The organism is Pseudomonas sp. SLFW (assembly GCF_009905615.1).
Lineage (GTDB): Bacteria > Pseudomonadota > Gammaproteobacteria > Pseudomonadales > Pseudomonadaceae > Aquipseudomonas > Aquipseudomonas bambusae.
Genome location: NZ_JAAAKW010000026.1, coordinates 1 through 16,255, shown reverse-complemented (window position 1 = coordinate 16,255; position 16,255 = coordinate 1). Strand labels below are relative to the sequence as shown.

Here is a 16,255-nt window from a genome sequence, read left to right as displayed (position 1 = left end):
GCAACCTCGCGCGTTGTTCATCGTCCTGAGCGTCGTCTGTGTGGTAGCGATATGGCTGTCTCTCGCGCTGGGGCCGATCAGCCTGCCACTCATGGACACCCTGCGTGCCGGGTTACGCCTGTTGGGCTTTCCCGTGGAGGGCGAGAATCTGCAACAGGCCGAACTGATCCTCGGTCAGATTCGCGTGCCCCGGACCTTGCTGGGCCTGGCAGTGGGGGCGGTGCTGGCACTGTCGGGCGTGGCCATGCAGGGCCTGTTTCGCAACCCACTGGCCGACCCCGGTTTGGTCGGCGTGTCCAGCGGTGCCGCGTTGGGAGCAGCGGTCGCGATCGTCGCGGGTGCGTCACTGGGCGGTTTACCGGAAGCACTCGCCCCTTATCTGCTGTCGATCTGTGCTTTTGCAGGTGGACTTATCGTGACAGGTATCGTCTATCGCCTTGGTCGTCAGGACGGCCAGACCAGCGTGGGCGTCATGCTGCTGGCAGGTGTGGCAATGACCGCGCTGGCCGGCTCGATCATCGGTCTGTTCACCTATCTGGCAGATGACGCGGCATTGCGCACTCTGACGTTCTGGAACCTGGGCACACTCAACGGCGCAAGTTACGCGAGGCTATGGCCGTTGCTGCTGGTCTGCGGGCTCGTCATCGCCTGGCTGCCGCGCCGGGCAAGAGCCTTGAATGCGCTGCTGCTCGGGGAATCGGAAGCCCGTCATTTGGGGATCGAGGTCGAACGGCTGAAGCGCGAGCTCATCCTCTGCATCGCGCTGGGGGTGGGTGCTGCCGTCGCTGCAGCTGGCCTCATTGGTTTCGTCGGGTTGATCGTGCCGCATCTGGTGCGGCTGATCGCGGGGCCTGATCATCGAGTCGTACTGCCCGCGTCGGCGCTTGCAGGGGCGAGTCTATTGCTGCTCGCCGACGTGTTTGCCCGTCTGGTGCTGGCACCGGCTGAATTGCCGATTGGTATCGTGACCGTTTTCATCGGGGCACCCTTCTTTCTGTTTCTGCTGGTGAGAGGGCGCGCCTGATGATGAGAGCCGAAAATATCAGCGTGCATCGCGATGGAAAATGCGTGTTGGCCGATGTTGATTTGACGATCAAGCCCGGCGAAATGCTAGGCGTACTGGGGCCCAACGGTGCAGGGAAAAGCACGTTGCTCAGCGCACTGTGCGGCGAGCTGAAAACGATGAAGGGGCAACTGTGGCTCGATGATCAGCCATTGTCGTACTGGACGGGTCAGCAGCGCGCTCGGCGTCTGGCGGTATTGCCGCAAAGTTCGACGCTGAGCTTTGCGTTCAGTGTTCGGGATGTGGTGGCCATGGGCCGATTGCCTCATGACACCGGCCGGCAGCGCGATGCCGAGATCGTTCGGGAGTCTCTCGAAGCCGCCGACGCGTTGCACCTGATGGATCGCAGTTACCTTGCCCTGTCCGGCGGTGAGCGTCAGCGGGTGCATTTATCTCGGGTGCTGGCGCAGTTATGGCCCGGAGAGGGAGGGCAAACGTTGTTGCTGGATGAGCCGACCTCAATGCTCGACCCTTTGCATCAGCACACCACGTTGCAGGCCGTGCGCGGATTCGCGGATCGCGGTGGCGCAGTGATGGTGATCCTGCATGACCTCAATCTGGCTGCACGTTATTGCGACAGATTGTTAATGCTCGAATCAGGTCGCCCTTTTGCTCTGGGCACTCCGGACGGGGTGCTGGTGCCGGACGCATTGAGGGCAGTGTTTGGCCTTGAGGTCTTGGTGCAACGGCACCCCGAACGTGGGCACCCACTGATCATCGCTCGATGACTTGCAACCTTCCGCCCCCACTTTTTCGAAGGCAATTTCCTTAAGATATTTCTGATAGTCGCGTAGGCCCGCTCTCTGGTGCGCGCATGGCCGTTCACGCTGCCTTCGACTGGATTATCGTCGCTACCTTGAGTTCGCAGGTTGTCGAGGAGTGCGTGATGGATCGGGTGTATGAGAGTGACGAAGCCGTTGCTCAAAAAGCGATAGGCCTGCTGGAACTGACGTCGTTGAATCTCGATGACACGACGGAGCGCATCGTCGCGTTGTGTGAACGGGCGCTGACGCCTGTAGGGAATGTTGCCGCTGTCTGCGTGCTGCCTCGATTTGCCGGGCTGGCCCGACGGACGCTCGATAGCCTGCTGGCGCGGGAAGTCAAGGTCGTGGCAGCGGTCAACTTCCCGAATGGCGGCGCTTCGGTCAGTGCTGCCGAGTCGGAAACGCATTCAGCCATGCTCACCGGGGCCGACGAGATCGATCTGGTGTACCCCTTCCACGCCCATTTGAGTGGTGACAAAACGGTCGGCGCCGACATGATTGCTGCGTGCAGGGCCGAGTGTGGGCAACGTGGATTGCTGACGATTACGTTGGAGACCGGCGTTTTGCGTGATCCGCAGATCATCCATCAGGTGTGCCGCACGGCCATTCGAGAGGGGGCGTCATTCCTGAAGACGAGCACCGGCAAGCAGGCAGCGGGCACCACGTCGCAAGCGGCCCGGATACTCATCGAAGCCATTGCCGAGATGGGCGCGCAGGTGGGATTCAAGGCGTCCGGGAATGTTCGTACGCTTGATGAGGCTCGAACATATCTTGATGTCGTTCAACGCAAGTTCGGCCCGTTCTGGGCCGAGCCCACGCGGGTTCGGCTGAGTGGCGCAAGCCTGCTGGATGATCTGTTGGCGTACCTGGGGGTCCGGCCTTGAAAGGCTGGGCAGCACGAACCGTCGGCCACGAACGTCCCAAATGGAAGGCAAAAAAAGACCCGGCAAAAAGCCGGGTCAAAAACCGTGATTAGCCTGATGAGGAGATAATCTGAGAGTCCGAACCAAGGAGCCTTTCAGGTTACCAGCCAGTCTCGCGACCGGATGTGATAATCATAGTGATTCTCATTTGTAAGTCAACAGGCAATCCCAAACTATTTTCAGGTTTGGCAATCTGCGTTCTTCGGATTGGGGCAGAGTCTGTTCAGTTCTCTATCCAGCCGGGCTTTGTCTGCTTGGGTGAGGTCGCGCCAGTCCAGGTCGTTCAGTGCGCCTGCAATGTAGTACAGCAGGGCTTTGGACGTTCGAAAGTCGCGCGCTTTGACAGCTCTGTAGGCGAGGATGGGGCCGAGTCGGCGAAGGTCAGCAGCGTTGTGAATGCCCGCGGCGTGTAGCCACTGGGCGGTGGTTTTGCCCAGATTTTTCATCTGTAGCAGCTCGTCTTCCATGATGCCTCCTGCGGGTGTCGCTCCGTGTGTACAGCTCCCTTTGGGTACCTCCTGGCCTTGTAAAAACTGCAGATGCAAGACATGGAATGAGTGTAGATTCACTCAGCGCGTTGCTCGAATCGGGCGCGCGGAATTCGCGGATCAGCCGCCGAACGGTAGCGTGAGGAGACAGTGCGCCAGCGCGGGCCCGGCATGTCTGTGCATGCAGGGCAGGGGACAGGTGACTCGTTTGAAGCGTGCCGAATGTGTCAGCGAGTGCGATACCGCAGGCGAGTACCAAAGTTGACAGACATCAGTATCTCGTCAGCGCTCAATTCGGCCGGGAAATAAGCACCTGAGATTTGTGCGTGAGCGATGCTGGCGCCTTCCAGCGACGCGGTGCGGAAATCGACACCGCGCAAATCTGCGGAACGGAAATAGGCGTCGCTGAAGTCGATTTCCTCGGCGTTGAGTTCACGCAAATCCAGCCCACGGAAATCACCGCCCGCGAGGTCAATGGGACCGCCTTTCGGGCGTTGGAGATTAAAGGCATTGACGTCATCTTTTCGCAGAAGGGCGAAAAGCGGCGAGTCGAGCTGCTTGGGCTGGTTCATGTTGGCGTCACCTTGTTGGAATTCTGACGCCATTATAATGCCACTATCATCGAGCCGTGAAGTGACAGACTTCACGATTCGATGACTGGTGGCTCGGCCGCTTACAAGCCCGGCAGGTATTGGCGGATGTCATCCACCAATTTATCCAGATCCCCACTCAGGTTGGTTTCGACGTGGCGACTGCGCGGGGTTTCGTCGGCGGTCAGCGGCTCACGATTCGCCAACTGAGCCTCGATGACTTCCATGGTTGCGTCGGAAGGGTCGCTGTTCTGTGCCTGACGTTGCGCCAGCCAGCCCTGAATGACGGCTTTCGGTGCGGCGCAGTCGAGGATCAGGAACGGCGCGCCGGTGGCTTCGGCTACCTTTGCGGTGGCCTGGCGTTGATCGAGCTTGAGGAACGTGGCATCGATCACTACCGGGAAGCCTGCATGCAGGACGACCGCAGCCAATTCGTTCAAACGCTGGTAGGTCTTGCCGCTGACATCTGCCGAGTACAGATCCTGGCTGTCGCCGAAGAGCCGTTTGCGCTCCACGTCCGAACGCAGGCGAACGGCGCCGAGCGCTTCGACCAGGCGCATCGCCACGTGGCTTTTGCCGACAGCCGAAACGCCGTGGGTGATGGCCAGGAAGTTCGACGGGATCGCGCTGTAGCTTTCCGCCAGATTGGCGTAGTTGCGGTACTGGCGCAGGGTAGTGGCGCGCTGCACATGATCGGCGTCCGCAGACAGGCTGAACAGAGCCACTTTCGCCCGAACGAGTGCGCGGTATGCCTTGTAGAAATTAAGCAGCTCCAGACCTTCGTAATCGCCGGTGTGTTCGAGGTACTGGCTGATGAGGCGACGTGACAGGCTCTTCAGACCGCGATCTTCCAGGTCCATGGCGAGGAAACCGATGTCGGCATACACATCGGTCATGCGGAACGGTTCGTTGAATTCGATGCAGTCGAAGATCACGACCTTGCCGTCGATCAACGTGATGTTGCCGAGGTGAATGTCGCCATGGCATTCGCGGATGAAACCGTCAGCCTTGCGGCGGCCCATCAACGGCTTCAGACGCTCGTAGCTGGCATTCGCCCAGGCTTCCAGTGCATTCAATTGAATGAGGTCAGCCTTCTCGGTGAGAAACGGCAGGATCTGTTCGAAGTTCTGAGTGACGGGGGCCATCGCATATTCAGGCGACCCCAGCGGGTTTTCCGACAGCACACGGGGGGTGCTCATGTGGAACTCGGCGATCTGGCGAGCGATGTCGTCAATGTGTGCCGTCGTCAGTTCGCCCTTGGCCTGCAGGGTGCTGAGCAAGCCGTCCTGCGGGAATTGGCGGATCTTCAAGGCGAATTCGATAGCTTCACCTTCGCCGCCCAATTGCGGCGCGTCGGCGGTCCCGGTGATGGGCAACACGTCCAGATACAAATCATTGGTCAGGCGTTGATTGAGCTTCAACTCCTGTTGGCAGAAGTGCTCGCGCGCCGACAGGGTGGTGAAGTCGAGGAAACCGAAATTCATCGGTTTCTTGATCTTGTACACGTAGGGGCCAGTGAGCAGCACCCAGGAAATATGCGTCTCGATGACCTGAAATTGCTCCACTGGGTGGGGGAACAGGGCAGGATTTTGAAGCGCGGCAATCAGTGTCTGGCTCACGGACGATCCTTGAAAGATGATAAGTCGAGAATGATGTGACTAAAGGTGGCCATTATGGCCGCTCGGCGCATTGCTGAAAACCGCCGTGAGGGTGGTCTGCCCGTGGCTTTGAAAGTGCGTATAATCCGCCGCCATGACTCGATCCCGCGCTTCGAAAAAATCCCCCAAACCCGCCAACAGCCGCTTGCGCAGCCTGTTGGGCTGGGCTCTGAAACTCAGTCTTGTCGGGCTGGTGGTGCTTGCCTGCTTCGCTGTTTATCTCGATTCCATCGTTCAGGAAAAATTCTCCGGCAAGCGCTGGACGATCCCGGCCAAGGTTTACGCCCGTCCGCTGGAACTGTTCGTCGGCCAGAAACTGTCCCGCGACGATTTCCTGATCGAGCTTGATGCCTTGGGCTACCGGCGCGAAAGTGTAGCCAACGGCCCGGGTGCGGCGTCGGTCAACGGCAACAACGTCGATCTGAATACTCGCGGTTTTCAATTTTATGAAGGCGCAGATCCTGCCCAGCAGATTCACGTCCGATTCTCCGGGGATTATGTCGCCGACCTGACCGCTGCCAACGGCTCCAAGCTGGCCGTGGCACGGCTTGAGCCGCTGCTGATTGGCGGTCTTTATCCGAAGAACCTCGAAGACCGCATCCTGATCAAGCTCGATCAGGCGCCGCCCTATTTGCTCGATACCTTGGTCACGGTGGAGGACCGGGATTTCTATCACCACTTCGGTGTGTCGCCCAAGTCCATCGCCCGCGCCTTCTGGGTTAACGCCTCGGCGGGGCAGATGCGTCAGGGCGGCTCGACGCTGACGCAACAATTGGTCAAGAACTTCTACCTGACCAACGAACGCAGCATCACCCGCAAGCTGACCGAAGCGATGATGGCGATCCTGTTGGAGATCCATTACAGCAAGCAGGAAATTCTCGAGGCGTACCTCAACGAAGTCTTCGTCGGTCAGGATGGCCAGCGCGCGGTGCACGGTTTCGGCCTTGCCAGCCAATATTTTTTCAGCCAGCCGCTGTCGGAGCTGAAACTGCATCAGGTCGCGTTGCTGGTGGGCTTGGTCAAAGGTCCGTCCTATTACAACCCGCGTCGTAACCCGGATCGCGCACTTGAGCGTCGTAATCTGGTACTTGATCTGCTTGAGCAGCAGGGCGTTGCGTCGGCTGAAGCTGTCGCTGCAGCGAAGAAAATGCCACTGGGTGTAACCAAAAACGGCTCGCTGGCCGACAGCTCGTTCCCGGACTTCCTCGATCTGGTCAAGCGCCAGCTGCGTCAGGACTACCGTGACGAAGACTTGACCGAAGAAGGTCTGCGCATTTTCACCAGTTTCGACCCGATTCTGCAGATGAAGTCCGAGGCCGCCGTTCGCGAGAGCTTCGCTAAGATTTCGGGCCGCAAGGGCGCGGACGACATGGAAACGGCGATGGTCGTGACCAACCCGGAAACCGGCGAAGTGCAAGCGCTGATCGGCAGTCGTCAGGCCGGGTTCGCGGGTTTCAACCGCGCACTGGACGCCGTTCGCCCGATTGGCTCGCTGGTCAAACCGGCGATTTACCTGACCGCGCTCGAACGTCCGCAGCAATACACACTGACCAGTTGGGTGCCTGACGAGCCGTTTCAGGTCAAGGGTGCAGACGGCCAGATCTGGAAGCCGCAGAACTTCGACCATAAGGCTCACGGCAACATTTTCCTGTATCAAGGGTTGGCGCATTCCTACAACCTGTCCAGCGCCAAGCTGGGTCTGGACCTGGGCGTGCCGAATGTGTTCAAAACCCTGACCAAATTGGGTGTCACCCGCGACTGGCCGGCGTTCCCGTCGATGTTGCTGGGGGCCGGTGCGCTGAGTCCGATTGAAGTGGCAACGATGTACCAGACCATCGCCAGTGGCGGATTCAATACGCCGTTGCGCGGCATCCGCAGTGTCCTGACAGCCGAAGGCGAGCCGCTCAAGCGTTATCCGTTTCAGATCCAGCAGCGTTTCGATCCCGGCTCCATTTATCTGCTGCAAAATGCCATGCAGCGCGTGATGCGCGAAGGCACGGGCAAGTCGGTGTACAACGTGTTGCCGAGTACGCTGAACCTGGCGGGCAAGTCAGGGACGACCAACGACTCCCGGGACAGCTGGTTCGCCGGTTTTAGCCAAGACCTGCTGGCGATTGTCTGGATGGGTCGCGACGATAACGGCAAAACACCGTTCACCGGCGCCACCGGTGCGTTGCAGATCTGGACCAGTTTCATGAAAAAGGCCGACCCGCTTCCGCTGGACATGGCCATGCCGGACAACGTGGTACAGGCGTGGGTCAACGCGTCTACGGGCCAAGGCACTGATGCCAGCTGCCCGGGTGCCGTGCAGATGCCGTATATTCGTGGCAGTGAGCCGCAACCAGGCCCAACGTGCGGCGGGCCGACAGCGCCTGCCGAATCGGTGATGGACTGGGTCAAAGGCTGGTTGAACTAAGCGAAGAGGATGTGAAGTGAACAAGTGGTGGATTCCGGCTTTAACGGCTCTGGCTTTGCTCAATGGTTGCGCGACTCAAACGCGCGGCAATATCCCGGTGGTGGACTCGGGTTCCCGTGTGTCCAACAGCGAGCGAGTCTCAGCCAATCGCAATGCGGCGTATCGCGCTCCAGTGCAGGCCCCGACGCAAACGCAGTCGATCCAAGAGGATTCCGGCGTGACGGTGATGGTGCCGGGCGGTGCCAACGCCAGCGCCGCGCCGATTTCGACGTTCGTCCCGCCAACGTCGGCGCCGATCAATTCGGCACCGATCGACACGTCTCCCGTCAATCAGGCGCCCATCAACACCGCGCCGGTTAACAACACCTACACCCCGCCGGCTGCGACCAGCAACACCTACAACATGCCCTCGTCAGCGCCCACCGGCATTCCGTCGGCGTCCAGCGGTGGCTTGTCAGCGGATGAGCAACTGGACGGCCCGGTTCTCGCGCTGCTGACCACCGCTCAGCAACAGCAGAGCAGCGGTGACCTGAACGGCGCGTCGTCGAGCCTGGAGCGCGCTCAGCGCGTTGCCCCTCGCGAACCGCAAGTGCTTTACAAATTGGCACAGGTTCGTCTGGCCCAAGGGGACGCGCCTCAGGCGGAGCAGTTGGCTCGCCGTGGCCTGACCTATGCGAATGGTCGTGCGAGTTTGCAGGCCAGTCTTTGGGGATTGATCGCTCAAGCGCGTGAGAAGCAAGGCGACGCAGCGGGTGCCGCGCTGGCCCGGCAGAAGGCCAATGGATAAACGCTTCCCGAAGATCGCCGATCAGTTGTTGCTGATCGAGCGCGAATTGCGTGTGCTGGGATGGTGGAAAGAAGTGCCGCCCAGCGACGAGGCGTTATCGAGCCGCGAGCCGTTCTGTGTCGATACGCTGGATTTCGATCAGTGGCTGCAATGGATTTTCCTACCGCGAATGAAGGTCATTCTGGAGCAGGACCTCGCACTGCCAAACGCTTCGGGCATTCTGGAGATGGCGCAGATGGTTTACGCCAGCCGTGCTCAGGAAACGCGAAACCTGCAAGCGCTCCTGGCGCAATTCGACCGACTGATCACCGAGTCGGTCTGACGCTCAATTACACGTCTCGTCGATGGATTTCTTGACCTCGGCGATACGTGCCTGGCGCTCTTCTTCAGTGAAGCGCCTGAACTCACCGTTCACTTCCTCACGCACCCGCGGGTTGTTCTGCAACTGAGCTAGGTTGGTGCGCTGTGTCTCGCAGTATTCCTTGCGCTTGGCTTCCTGAGCCGCGATTTGTTTCTTGACCTTCGCGTCGACCGTTTGCTGTTCTTGCGAGGACTCGGTGCGAACGGGGGGAGCGGGTGGCGGCGTCACGGCTTTTTGCGTTTCGAGTTCCTGGGCGGATTGCCCGACCGGAGGCTGCGCATCAAAGTGCGTCACGCCCTGTGCGTCGACCCATTTATAGATCTGGGCGGCCTGACTGGCGGTCGAACCGGCTGCCAGCGTCAGTGTGGCGGCAAGAATCATCCAGCGCATACTGCTTCCTTAGAACTTCGTTTGCTGTACGGGTGAAACCTACCACAAGCCGACCGCAACGACCTCATTCGGTGCTTTTTCATAGGCTGTGAGTGAAGAAAGCGCATCGATGACTTGACTTGAGAGGGACGAATCAGAACAATCCAAAGTTCGCTGTAGAGGGACTGCCAGAAGCAGACCGTCTCGGTAGATCATGAGGCGCACACCCGCGTCGACCTGTTACACCCGCAACGCGTTACCTCGCGCTGGGTGGGATGACCCCGAAACACTTAGGGGAGCTCCCAATACTTGCTCAGTCAGTGCTGACGTAGTCGGCGACCACCGTCGCTCATGCTCTGCTGGCAGTAAACCTATTAAGACCCGTCTTCTCCTGTGTGGACGGTATTCTGGCGTTTTAGAGGTGAACAACGTGGAGCTTTTATCTGGCGCTGAAATGGTCGTCCGCTTTTTGCGTGACGAAGGCGTTGAGCATATCTATGGGTACCCCGGCGGTGCCCTCCTGCATATTTACGATGCGCTGTTCAAAGAACCGGCCGTGAGCCACATCCTCGTTCGTCACGAACAGGCTGCCACTCACATGGCTGACGGTTATGCACGTGCGACCGGCAAAGCTGGCGTTGTATTGGTGACTTCGGGTCCGGGTGCGACCAACGCCATCACCGGTATCGCGACCGCCTACATGGACTCCATCCCGATGGTCGTCCTGTCGGGCCAGGTCCCGAGCACCATGGTCGGCACCGACGCGTTCCAGGAAACCGACATGATCGGTATCTCCCGGCCGATCGTGAAGCACAGCTTCATGATCAAGCACCCGTCCGAAATCCCGGAAGTCCTGAAAAAGGCTTTCTACCTCGCGCAGTCCGGTCGTCCTGGTCCTGTCGTGGTCGATATCCCGAAAGACATGACCAACCCGGCCGAGAAGTTCGAATACGTTTTCCCGAAAAAAGCCAAGCTGCGTTCCTACAGCCCGGCGGTTCGTGGGCATTCGGGCCAGATCCGCAAGGCCGTGGAAATGCTCCTCGCGGGCAAGCGTCCGATCATCTACGCCGGTGGCGGTGTGGTTATGGGCAACGGTTCTGCGCCGCTGACCGAGCTGGCACAACTGCTGAACGCGCCTGTGACCAACACGCTGATGGGCCTCGGTTCGTACCCGGGCACGGACCGTCAGTTCGTCGGCATGCTCGGCATGCACGGCAGCTACACCGCCAACCTGGCGATGCACCACTCTGATGTGATCCTGGCCGTCGGTGCACGCTTCGATGACCGTGTCATCAACGGCGCTTCGCGTTTCTGCCCGGGCGCCAAGATCATCCACATCGACATCGATCCGGCGTCGATCTCCAAGACCATCAAGGCCGACGTGCCAATCGTTGGTCCTGTGGAGAGCGTGCTGACCGAAATGGTCGCGACCCTCAAGGAAATCGGCGAGACCCCTAACAAGGAATCGGTGGCGACCTGGTGGAAGCAGATCGACGAGTGGCGTGCCGGCGGCGACCTGTTCCCGTACAACCGCGGTGATGGCAGTCTGATCAAGCCGCAGACCGTGATCGAAACTCTGTGCGAAGTCACCAAAGGGGACGCTTACGTGTCCTCCGACGTGGGGCAGCACCAGATGTTCGCGGCGCAGTATTACCGCTTCAACAAGCCTAACCGCTGGATCAACTCCGGTGGCCTGGGCACCATGGGCTTCGGTCTTCCGGCCGCCATGGGTGTTGCGCTGAGCTTCCCGGATGCGCACGTTGCCTGCGTCACGGGCGAAGGCAGCATTCAGATGAACATCCAGGAACTGTCGACCTGCCTGCAGTACAACCTGCCGGTCAAGATCATCCTGCTTAACAACGGCGTGCTTGGCATGGTCCGTCAGTGGCAGGACATGAGCTACAGCGGCCGTCACTCGCACTCCTACATGGAGTCGCTGCCTGACTTCGTGAAGCTGGTCGAAGCCTACGGTCATGTCGGCATGAAGATCACCGATCTGAAAGACTTGAAGCCGAAGATGGAAGAAGCGTTCGCCATGAAAGATCGTCTGGTGTTCCTCGACATCCAAGTCGACGTTGCCGAGCACGTCTATCCGATGCAAATCAGAGACGGCTCGATGCGCGACATGTGGCTGAGCAAGACGGAGCGTACCTAATATGCGGCACATCATTTCGCTATTGCTGGAAAACGAACCGGGTGCCTTGTCTCGCGTCGTCGGCCTGTTTTCGCAGCGCAACTACAACATCGAAAGCCTGACCGTGGCCCCAACCGAAGACCCGACTCTGTCGCGTCTGACGCTGACCACCGTCGGTCATGATGAGGTGATCGAGCAGATCACCAAAAACCTCAACAAGCTGGTTGAAGTGGTCAAACTGGTCGATCTGTCGGAAAGTGCTCACATCGAGCGCGAACTGATGCTGATCAAGGTCAAGGCCACTGGCGCCCAGCGCGCCGAGATCAAGCGCACCACGGATATCTTCCGTGGCCAGATCGTTGATGTTTCCAGCAGTGTCTACACCGTGCAGCTGACAGGGACGAGCGACAAACTGGATAGCTTTATTCAGGCCATTGGCACCACCGCCATCCTGGAAACCGTACGCAGCGGCGTCACGGGCATTGCCCGCGGCGACAAAGTGCTGAGCATCTAACCTACATACATTTAGCGAATGGCCTGAACAGCCAAGATAACAGGGGAATTTCATGAAAGTTTATTACGACAAAGACTGCGACCTTTCGATCATCCAGGGCAAAAAAGTGGCCATTATCGGTTACGGTTCTCAAGGTCACGCTCAAGCGTGCAACCTGAAAGATTCCGGCGTTGATGTCACCGTTGGCCTGCGTAAAGGTTCGGCTACTGTCGCCAAGGCTGAGGCCCACGGCCTGAAAGTGACTGACGTTGCTTCCGCCGTCGCTGCTGCCGACCTGGTCATGATCTTGACCCCGGACGAGTTCCAGTCCTCGCTGTACAAGAACGAAATCGAGCCGAACATCAAGAAAGGCGCCACCCTGGCCTTCTCCCACGGCTTCGCGATTCACTACAACCAGGTCGTGCCACGCGCGGACCTGGACGTGATCATGATCGCGCCAAAAGCGCCAGGTCACACCGTTCGTACCGAATTCGTCAAGGGCGGCGGTATCCCTGACCTGATCGCTATCTACCAGGACGCTTCGGGCAACGCCAAAAACGTTGCGCTCTCCTACGCCTCGGGCGTTGGCGGTGGCCGTACCGGTATCATCGAAACCACATTCAAAGACGAAACCGAAACTGACCTGTTCGGCGAACAAGCCGTACTGTGTGGCGGTACCGTTGAGCTGGTCAAAGCCGGTTTCGAAACGTTGGTCGAAGCTGGCTACGCGCCAGAAATGGCTTACTTCGAGTGCCTGCACGAACTGAAACTGATCGTCGACCTCATGTATGAAGGCGGTATCGCCAACATGAACTACTCGATCTCGAACAACGCCGAATATGGCGAGTACGTGACCGGGCCTGAAGTCATCAACGCCGAATCCCGCCAGGCCATGCGCAATGCTCTGAAGCGCATCCAGGACGGCGAATACGCCAAGATGTTCATCGCCGAAGGCGCGAGCAACTACCCATCGATGACCGCCAAGCGCCGCAACAACAAGGCCCACGGCATCGAAATCATCGGCGAGCAACTGCGCTCGATGATGCCTTGGATCGCCAAGAACAAAATCGTTGATCAGACCAAGAACTAAAATTCTGTAGTCTGATTACGGTTTACGAAAAGCGCGGCCTTCGGGTCGCGCTTTTTCGTTATGGGGGCTCATCTGGTATAAAGCTGCATCGTTTGCCGGCGCAGCGGCGCCGCGAACATCTGTCGAAAATTCATAGCTGCAAGGTATTGTCCATGAGCGAACGTCCCGAAGAGCCGAACCAGGCCTCTGACGCCGAAAGCCTGCTACCGATCGATGAACACATAGAAGAAGGGCACGATGCCGAAGGGCGCAAAGTCCGCCATCGTGGGATTTATCTGCTGCCCAACCTCTTCACCACCGCCAACCTGTTTGCCGGCTTCTACGCCATCATCAGTGCCATGAGTGCGCAAAGCGCGATGAGCGCAGGTGATGCGGCCGGGGCGAGCAAGTATTTCGCGTTTTCAGCCATCGCCATCTTCGTCGCTATGGTGCTCGACGGCCTTGATGGGCGCGTCGCGCGGATGACCAACACCCAGAGCGCCTTTGGCGCTGAGTACGATTCCCTCTCAGACATGGTCGCCTTTGGCGTTGCCCCCGCATTGCTGGCGTTCGGTTGGGCGTTGGGTGATATGGGCAAGGTCGGCTGGATGGTCGCTTTTATCTATGTCGCCGGCGCTGCATTGCGCCTCGCACGTTTCAATACGCAGGTGGGGAAGGCTGACAAGCGCTATTTCATCGGCCTGGCGAGCCCGGCGGCTGCGGGCGTGGTAGCCGGTACGGTGTGGGCGTTCAGCGACTACGGCATTCAGGGTTCCAAACTGTCGTTCCTCGTCGCGTTGTTGGTAGCGGCTGCCGGGATGCTTATGGTTAGCAACATCAAGTACAACAGTTTCAAGGAGCTGGACCTCAAAGGCCGCGTGCCTTTTGTGGCGATCCTCGCTGTCGTGTTGGTGTTTGCGGTCGTGTTCAGTGATCCGCCACGCATTCTGCTGCTGATTTTCCTCGCCTACGCCGCGTCGGGTCCTGTTCAGTACCTGCTGCGCCTGCGTCGTCATAAATAGCACCACAGATTCATTTCACACCGCACTCCGCAGCCTATAAGGTTGAGCCATTCACCTTGGCTGCGGAGTTACCATGCTTATCAAGACACCTTCCGCGTCCGCCTGCAAAGAGTCGGATGTCACGCCCGAATCGGTCTATCTCTCACGTCGTGCGATGCTCGGCGCCTCAATGGCCGGGCTCGCGATCAGTGCGTTGCCTTCATGGGCACAGGCTGCCGACGCCTCACAATACGCCGGGGTTGAGGCCGGAAATGCGCCCCATTGGTTCAGTGACAAACTGCCTTCGACGAAATGGCAGGCGATAACGGTTCAGAACGAAGCCATTACGCCGTTCAAGGACGCCACGCATTACAACAATTTCTACGAGTTCGGCACCGACAAAGGGGACCCGGCTCAAAATGCAGGCTCGTTGAAGACCGAACCCTGGACTGTTGTAATCGACGGTGAGGTCGGAAAGCCGGGTCGTTATGCGCTCGAAGATTTCATCAAACCTTATCAATTGGAAGAACGCATCTACCGTTTGCGCTGTGTAGAGGCGTGGTCGATGGTGATTCCGTGGATTGGCTTTCCTATTGCTGATTTGCTCAAACAGGTAGAGCCCACGGCAAAAGCAAAGTACATCCGGTTCGAAACGCTGCAGGACCCCAAGGCCATGCCAGGGCAACGGTCCGGTTTCGCGCTGATCGACTGGCCCTATGTAGAAGGGCTGCGACTGGATGAGGCGATGAATCCTTTGGCGATTCTTGCGGTAGGGATGTATGGCCGTGAACTGCCCAACCAAAATGGGGCGCCGCTACGGTTGGTGGTGCCGTGGAAGTACGGATTCAAAAGTGTGAAGTCCATCGTTCGCATCAGTCTGGTCAGTGAGCAGCCCAAGACAACCTGGCAAAGCATCGCGGCCAATGAATACGGCTTCTATGCCAACGTGAATCCGAACGTCGATCACCCTCGTTGGACTCAGGCCCGTGAACGGCGGCTGCCCAGTGGCTTGTTCAGTCCAAATATCCGACCCACTGAAATGTTCAACGGCTATGGGGAGGAGGTCGCCTCTCTTTATACGGGCATGGATTTGCGGAAGAACTATTGATGCGTTATCTGCTTTGGCGCCTCGCCGTGTTCGTTGCAATCTGCATTCCTCCGATTTACTGGTTGGATCGGGCTTGGGTACTCGACTTGGGGCCAGATCCCGGAAAGGCACTGGTTGATCTCTTTGGGCTGGGCACGTTGATATTGTTACTGATCACATTGGCGCTGACGCCACTTCAGCGTGTGACCGGTTGGGCGGGGTGGGTGCATGTCCGTCGCCAACTCGGTTTGTGGTGTTTCACCTATGCGTTGTTGCACATGCTGGGGTATGGCTTCTTTATCTTGGGGTTTGATTGGGCTCAGCTGAGCGTCGAGCTGGTCAAGCGACCCTACATTATCGTTGGCAGCCTGGCATTCCTGTGCCTGCTGACGCTGGCGATCACCTCTAATCGTTATAGCCAGCGTCGGCTGGGGGCGCGATGGAAGAAGCTGCACCGTTTGGCTTATCTGATTCTCGGGCTTGGATTACTGCACATGCTGTGGATTGTGCGGGCCGATCTTAAAGAGTGGTCGATATATGCGGCTGTGGGGGTATTGCTGTTATTGCTAAGAATCCCCGTGATTGCGAGACGAATCCCGCGTCGCGTCCATAAAAAACCTTCTGTTGTGACAAAAGCTTGAATAAGTGCTTGACGCCCCTCCGGATGTGTCTATAATTCGCCCCACTTCCGGCGCAGTCGGAACCTAAAACTCCTTGAAGATCAACGAGTTACAGGTTCAGGATAGCGAGGAAGTGCTTCGGTTCTGGTGTTCGAATCGATAGCGGTGAAAAAGGTGGTTGACAGCAAGTTGTAACGCTGTAGAATTCGCCTCCCGCTGATATGAGACGCCAAGTCGAACGAAGCGCAAGTGGTTGAAGTTGATAAGGAAACTTTGAAAACTTCTGAAAATAACCGCTTGACAGATTGAGGCGCTGCTGTAGAATGCGCGCCTCGGTTGAGACGAAAAGCTCTTGACCAACCGCTCTTTAACAATTGAATCAAGCAATTCGTGTGGGTGCTTGTGCTGTAAGACTGAAGTCAACTGATTATC

General features: G+C 58.4%; 16 protein-coding genes. 12 read left to right on the top strand and 4 right to left on the bottom strand.

Annotated elements, in window-relative coordinates:
* The first annotated feature begins 40 nt into the window (after window positions 1-40).
* The 3 genes from GVN17_RS26625 to deoC all read left to right on the top strand — a co-directional run bounded on the left by GVN17_RS26625 (window position 41) and on the right by deoC (window position 2,711).
* The gene (locus tag GVN17_RS26625) at window positions 41-1,024 is read left to right on the top strand and encodes an iron ABC transporter permease (RefSeq protein ID WP_166598300.1); all 984 of its coding nucleotides are present in this window, start codon (window positions 41-43) and stop codon (window positions 1,022-1,024) included.
* Complete coding sequence (locus GVN17_RS26620; RefSeq protein ID WP_166598275.1) at window positions 1,024-1,791, top strand: heme ABC transporter ATP-binding protein; 768 nt, start codon at window positions 1,024-1,026, stop codon at window positions 1,789-1,791. The genes GVN17_RS26625 and GVN17_RS26620 overlap by 1 nt, the downstream gene beginning before the upstream one ends.
* 158 nt (window positions 1,792-1,949) lie before the next feature.
* Complete coding sequence (deoC, locus tag GVN17_RS26615; RefSeq protein ID WP_166598299.1) at window positions 1,950-2,711, top strand: deoxyribose-phosphate aldolase; 762 nt, start codon at window positions 1,950-1,952, stop codon at window positions 2,709-2,711.
* A gap of 218 nt (window positions 2,712-2,929) precedes the next feature.
* Here deoC and GVN17_RS26610 read toward each other — a convergent pair whose 3' ends face one another.
* The 3 genes from GVN17_RS26610 to GVN17_RS26600 form a co-directional block, all read right to left on the bottom strand.
* Window positions 2,930-3,217 carry a TfoX/Sxy family protein gene (locus GVN17_RS26610; protein WP_166598274.1) on the bottom strand — a complete coding sequence of 96 codons (288 nt, stop codon included), beginning with the start codon at window positions 3,215-3,217 and terminating at the stop codon, window positions 2,930-2,932.
* A 248-nt stretch (window positions 3,218-3,465) separates the two neighbouring features.
* Window positions 3,466-3,810, bottom strand: a complete 345-nt coding sequence (locus GVN17_RS26605; RefSeq protein WP_166598273.1) for a pentapeptide repeat-containing protein — start codon at window positions 3,808-3,810, stop codon at window positions 3,466-3,468.
* A 101-nt stretch (window positions 3,811-3,911) separates the two neighbouring features.
* On the bottom strand, window positions 3,912-5,447 hold the full coding sequence (locus tag GVN17_RS26600; RefSeq protein ID WP_166598272.1) for a bifunctional aminoglycoside phosphotransferase/ATP-binding protein: 1,536 nt from the start codon (window positions 5,445-5,447) through the stop codon (window positions 3,912-3,914).
* A 133-nt stretch (window positions 5,448-5,580) separates the two neighbouring features.
* Between GVN17_RS26600 and mrcB the strand changes: the two genes are divergently transcribed.
* The 3 genes from mrcB to GVN17_RS26585 are packed head-to-tail and all read left to right on the top strand — an operon-like array spanning window position 5,581 to window position 9,011.
* Window positions 5,581-7,902, top strand: a complete 2,322-nt coding sequence (gene mrcB / locus GVN17_RS26595) for a penicillin-binding protein 1B (RefSeq protein ID WP_166598271.1) — start codon at window positions 5,581-5,583, stop codon at window positions 7,900-7,902.
* A 16-nt stretch (window positions 7,903-7,918) separates the two neighbouring features.
* Window positions 7,919-8,689 carry a hypothetical protein gene (locus GVN17_RS26590; RefSeq protein ID WP_166598270.1) on the top strand — a complete coding sequence of 257 codons (771 nt, stop codon included), beginning with the start codon at window positions 7,919-7,921 and terminating at the stop codon, window positions 8,687-8,689.
* Window positions 8,682-9,011, top strand: a complete 330-nt coding sequence (locus tag GVN17_RS26585; RefSeq protein ID WP_166598269.1) for a YqcC family protein — start codon at window positions 8,682-8,684, stop codon at window positions 9,009-9,011. Before GVN17_RS26590 ends, GVN17_RS26585 begins: the two co-directional genes overlap by 8 nt.
* A 3-nt stretch (window positions 9,012-9,014) precedes the next feature.
* Here the strand turns inward: GVN17_RS26585 and GVN17_RS26580 are convergent, their stop codons facing one another.
* A complete protein-coding gene (locus GVN17_RS26580) occupies window positions 9,015-9,440 on the bottom strand; it encodes a DUF4124 domain-containing protein (protein ID WP_166598268.1) in 426 nt (141 codons plus the stop codon).
* 409 nt (window positions 9,441-9,849) lie between these two features.
* On the opposite strand from GVN17_RS26580, the gene GVN17_RS26575 reads away from it, so the two are divergent.
* The 6 genes from GVN17_RS26575 to msrQ all read left to right on the top strand — a co-directional run bounded on the left by GVN17_RS26575 (window position 9,850) and on the right by msrQ (window position 15,844).
* Window positions 9,850-11,574, top strand: coding sequence for an acetolactate synthase 3 large subunit (locus tag GVN17_RS26575; protein WP_166598267.1), 1,725 nt, complete (start codon window positions 9,850-9,852; stop codon window positions 11,572-11,574).
* Between the two features lies 1 nt (window position 11,575).
* The gene (gene ilvN / locus GVN17_RS26570) at window positions 11,576-12,067 is read left to right on the top strand and encodes an acetolactate synthase small subunit (protein WP_093469284.1); all 492 of its coding nucleotides are present in this window, start codon (window positions 11,576-11,578) and stop codon (window positions 12,065-12,067) included.
* Window positions 12,068-12,119: 52 nt separating this feature from the next.
* On the top strand, window positions 12,120-13,136 hold the full coding sequence (gene ilvC, locus GVN17_RS26565) for a ketol-acid reductoisomerase (RefSeq protein WP_166598266.1): 1,017 nt from the start codon (window positions 12,120-12,122) through the stop codon (window positions 13,134-13,136).
* Between the two features lie 152 nt (window positions 13,137-13,288).
* Window positions 13,289-14,137 carry a CDP-diacylglycerol--serine O-phosphatidyltransferase gene (pssA, locus tag GVN17_RS26560; RefSeq protein ID WP_166598265.1) on the top strand — a complete coding sequence of 283 codons (849 nt, stop codon included), beginning with the start codon at window positions 13,289-13,291 and terminating at the stop codon, window positions 14,135-14,137.
* A gap of 73 nt (window positions 14,138-14,210) precedes the next feature.
* The gene (gene msrP / locus GVN17_RS26555; RefSeq protein WP_166598264.1) at window positions 14,211-15,224 is read left to right on the top strand and encodes a protein-methionine-sulfoxide reductase catalytic subunit MsrP; all 1,014 of its coding nucleotides are present in this window, start codon (window positions 14,211-14,213) and stop codon (window positions 15,222-15,224) included.
* Complete coding sequence (gene msrQ, locus GVN17_RS26550) at window positions 15,224-15,844, top strand: protein-methionine-sulfoxide reductase heme-binding subunit MsrQ (RefSeq protein ID WP_166598263.1); 621 nt, start codon at window positions 15,224-15,226, stop codon at window positions 15,842-15,844. Before msrP ends, msrQ begins: the two co-directional genes overlap by 1 nt.
* Window positions 15,845-16,255 lie beyond the last annotated feature (411 nt).

Bases quoted from the DNA above. Each gene is read 5' to 3' on its own strand.
- GVN17_RS26620 (WP_166598275.1), top strand. From the start codon at position 1,024: ATGATGAGAGCCGAAAATATCAGCGTGCATCGCGATGGAAAATGCGTG.
- deoC (WP_166598299.1), top strand. From the start codon at position 1,950: ATGGATCGGGTGTATGAGAGTGACGAAGCCGTTGCTCAAAAAGCGATA.
- GVN17_RS26610 (WP_166598274.1), bottom strand. From the start codon at position 3,217: ATGGAAGACGAGCTGCTACAGATGAAAAATCTGGGCAAAACCACCGCC.
- GVN17_RS26605 (WP_166598273.1), bottom strand. From the start codon at position 3,810: ATGAACCAGCCCAAGCAGCTCGACTCGCCGCTTTTCGCCCTTCTGCGA.
- mrcB (WP_166598271.1), top strand. From the start codon at position 5,581: ATGACTCGATCCCGCGCTTCGAAAAAATCCCCCAAACCCGCCAACAGC.
- GVN17_RS26585 (WP_166598269.1), top strand. From the start codon at position 8,682: ATGGATAAACGCTTCCCGAAGATCGCCGATCAGTTGTTGCTGATCGAG.
- GVN17_RS26580 (WP_166598268.1), bottom strand. From the start codon at position 9,440: ATGCGCTGGATGATTCTTGCCGCCACACTGACGCTGGCAGCCGGTTCG.
- ilvN (WP_093469284.1), top strand. From the start codon at position 11,576: ATGCGGCACATCATTTCGCTATTGCTGGAAAACGAACCGGGTGCCTTG.
- ilvC (WP_166598266.1), top strand. From the start codon at position 12,120: ATGAAAGTTTATTACGACAAAGACTGCGACCTTTCGATCATCCAGGGC.
- pssA (WP_166598265.1), top strand. From the start codon at position 13,289: ATGAGCGAACGTCCCGAAGAGCCGAACCAGGCCTCTGACGCCGAAAGC.
- msrP (WP_166598264.1), top strand. From the start codon at position 14,211: ATGCTTATCAAGACACCTTCCGCGTCCGCCTGCAAAGAGTCGGATGTC.
- msrQ (WP_166598263.1), top strand. From the start codon at position 15,224: ATGCGTTATCTGCTTTGGCGCCTCGCCGTGTTCGTTGCAATCTGCATT.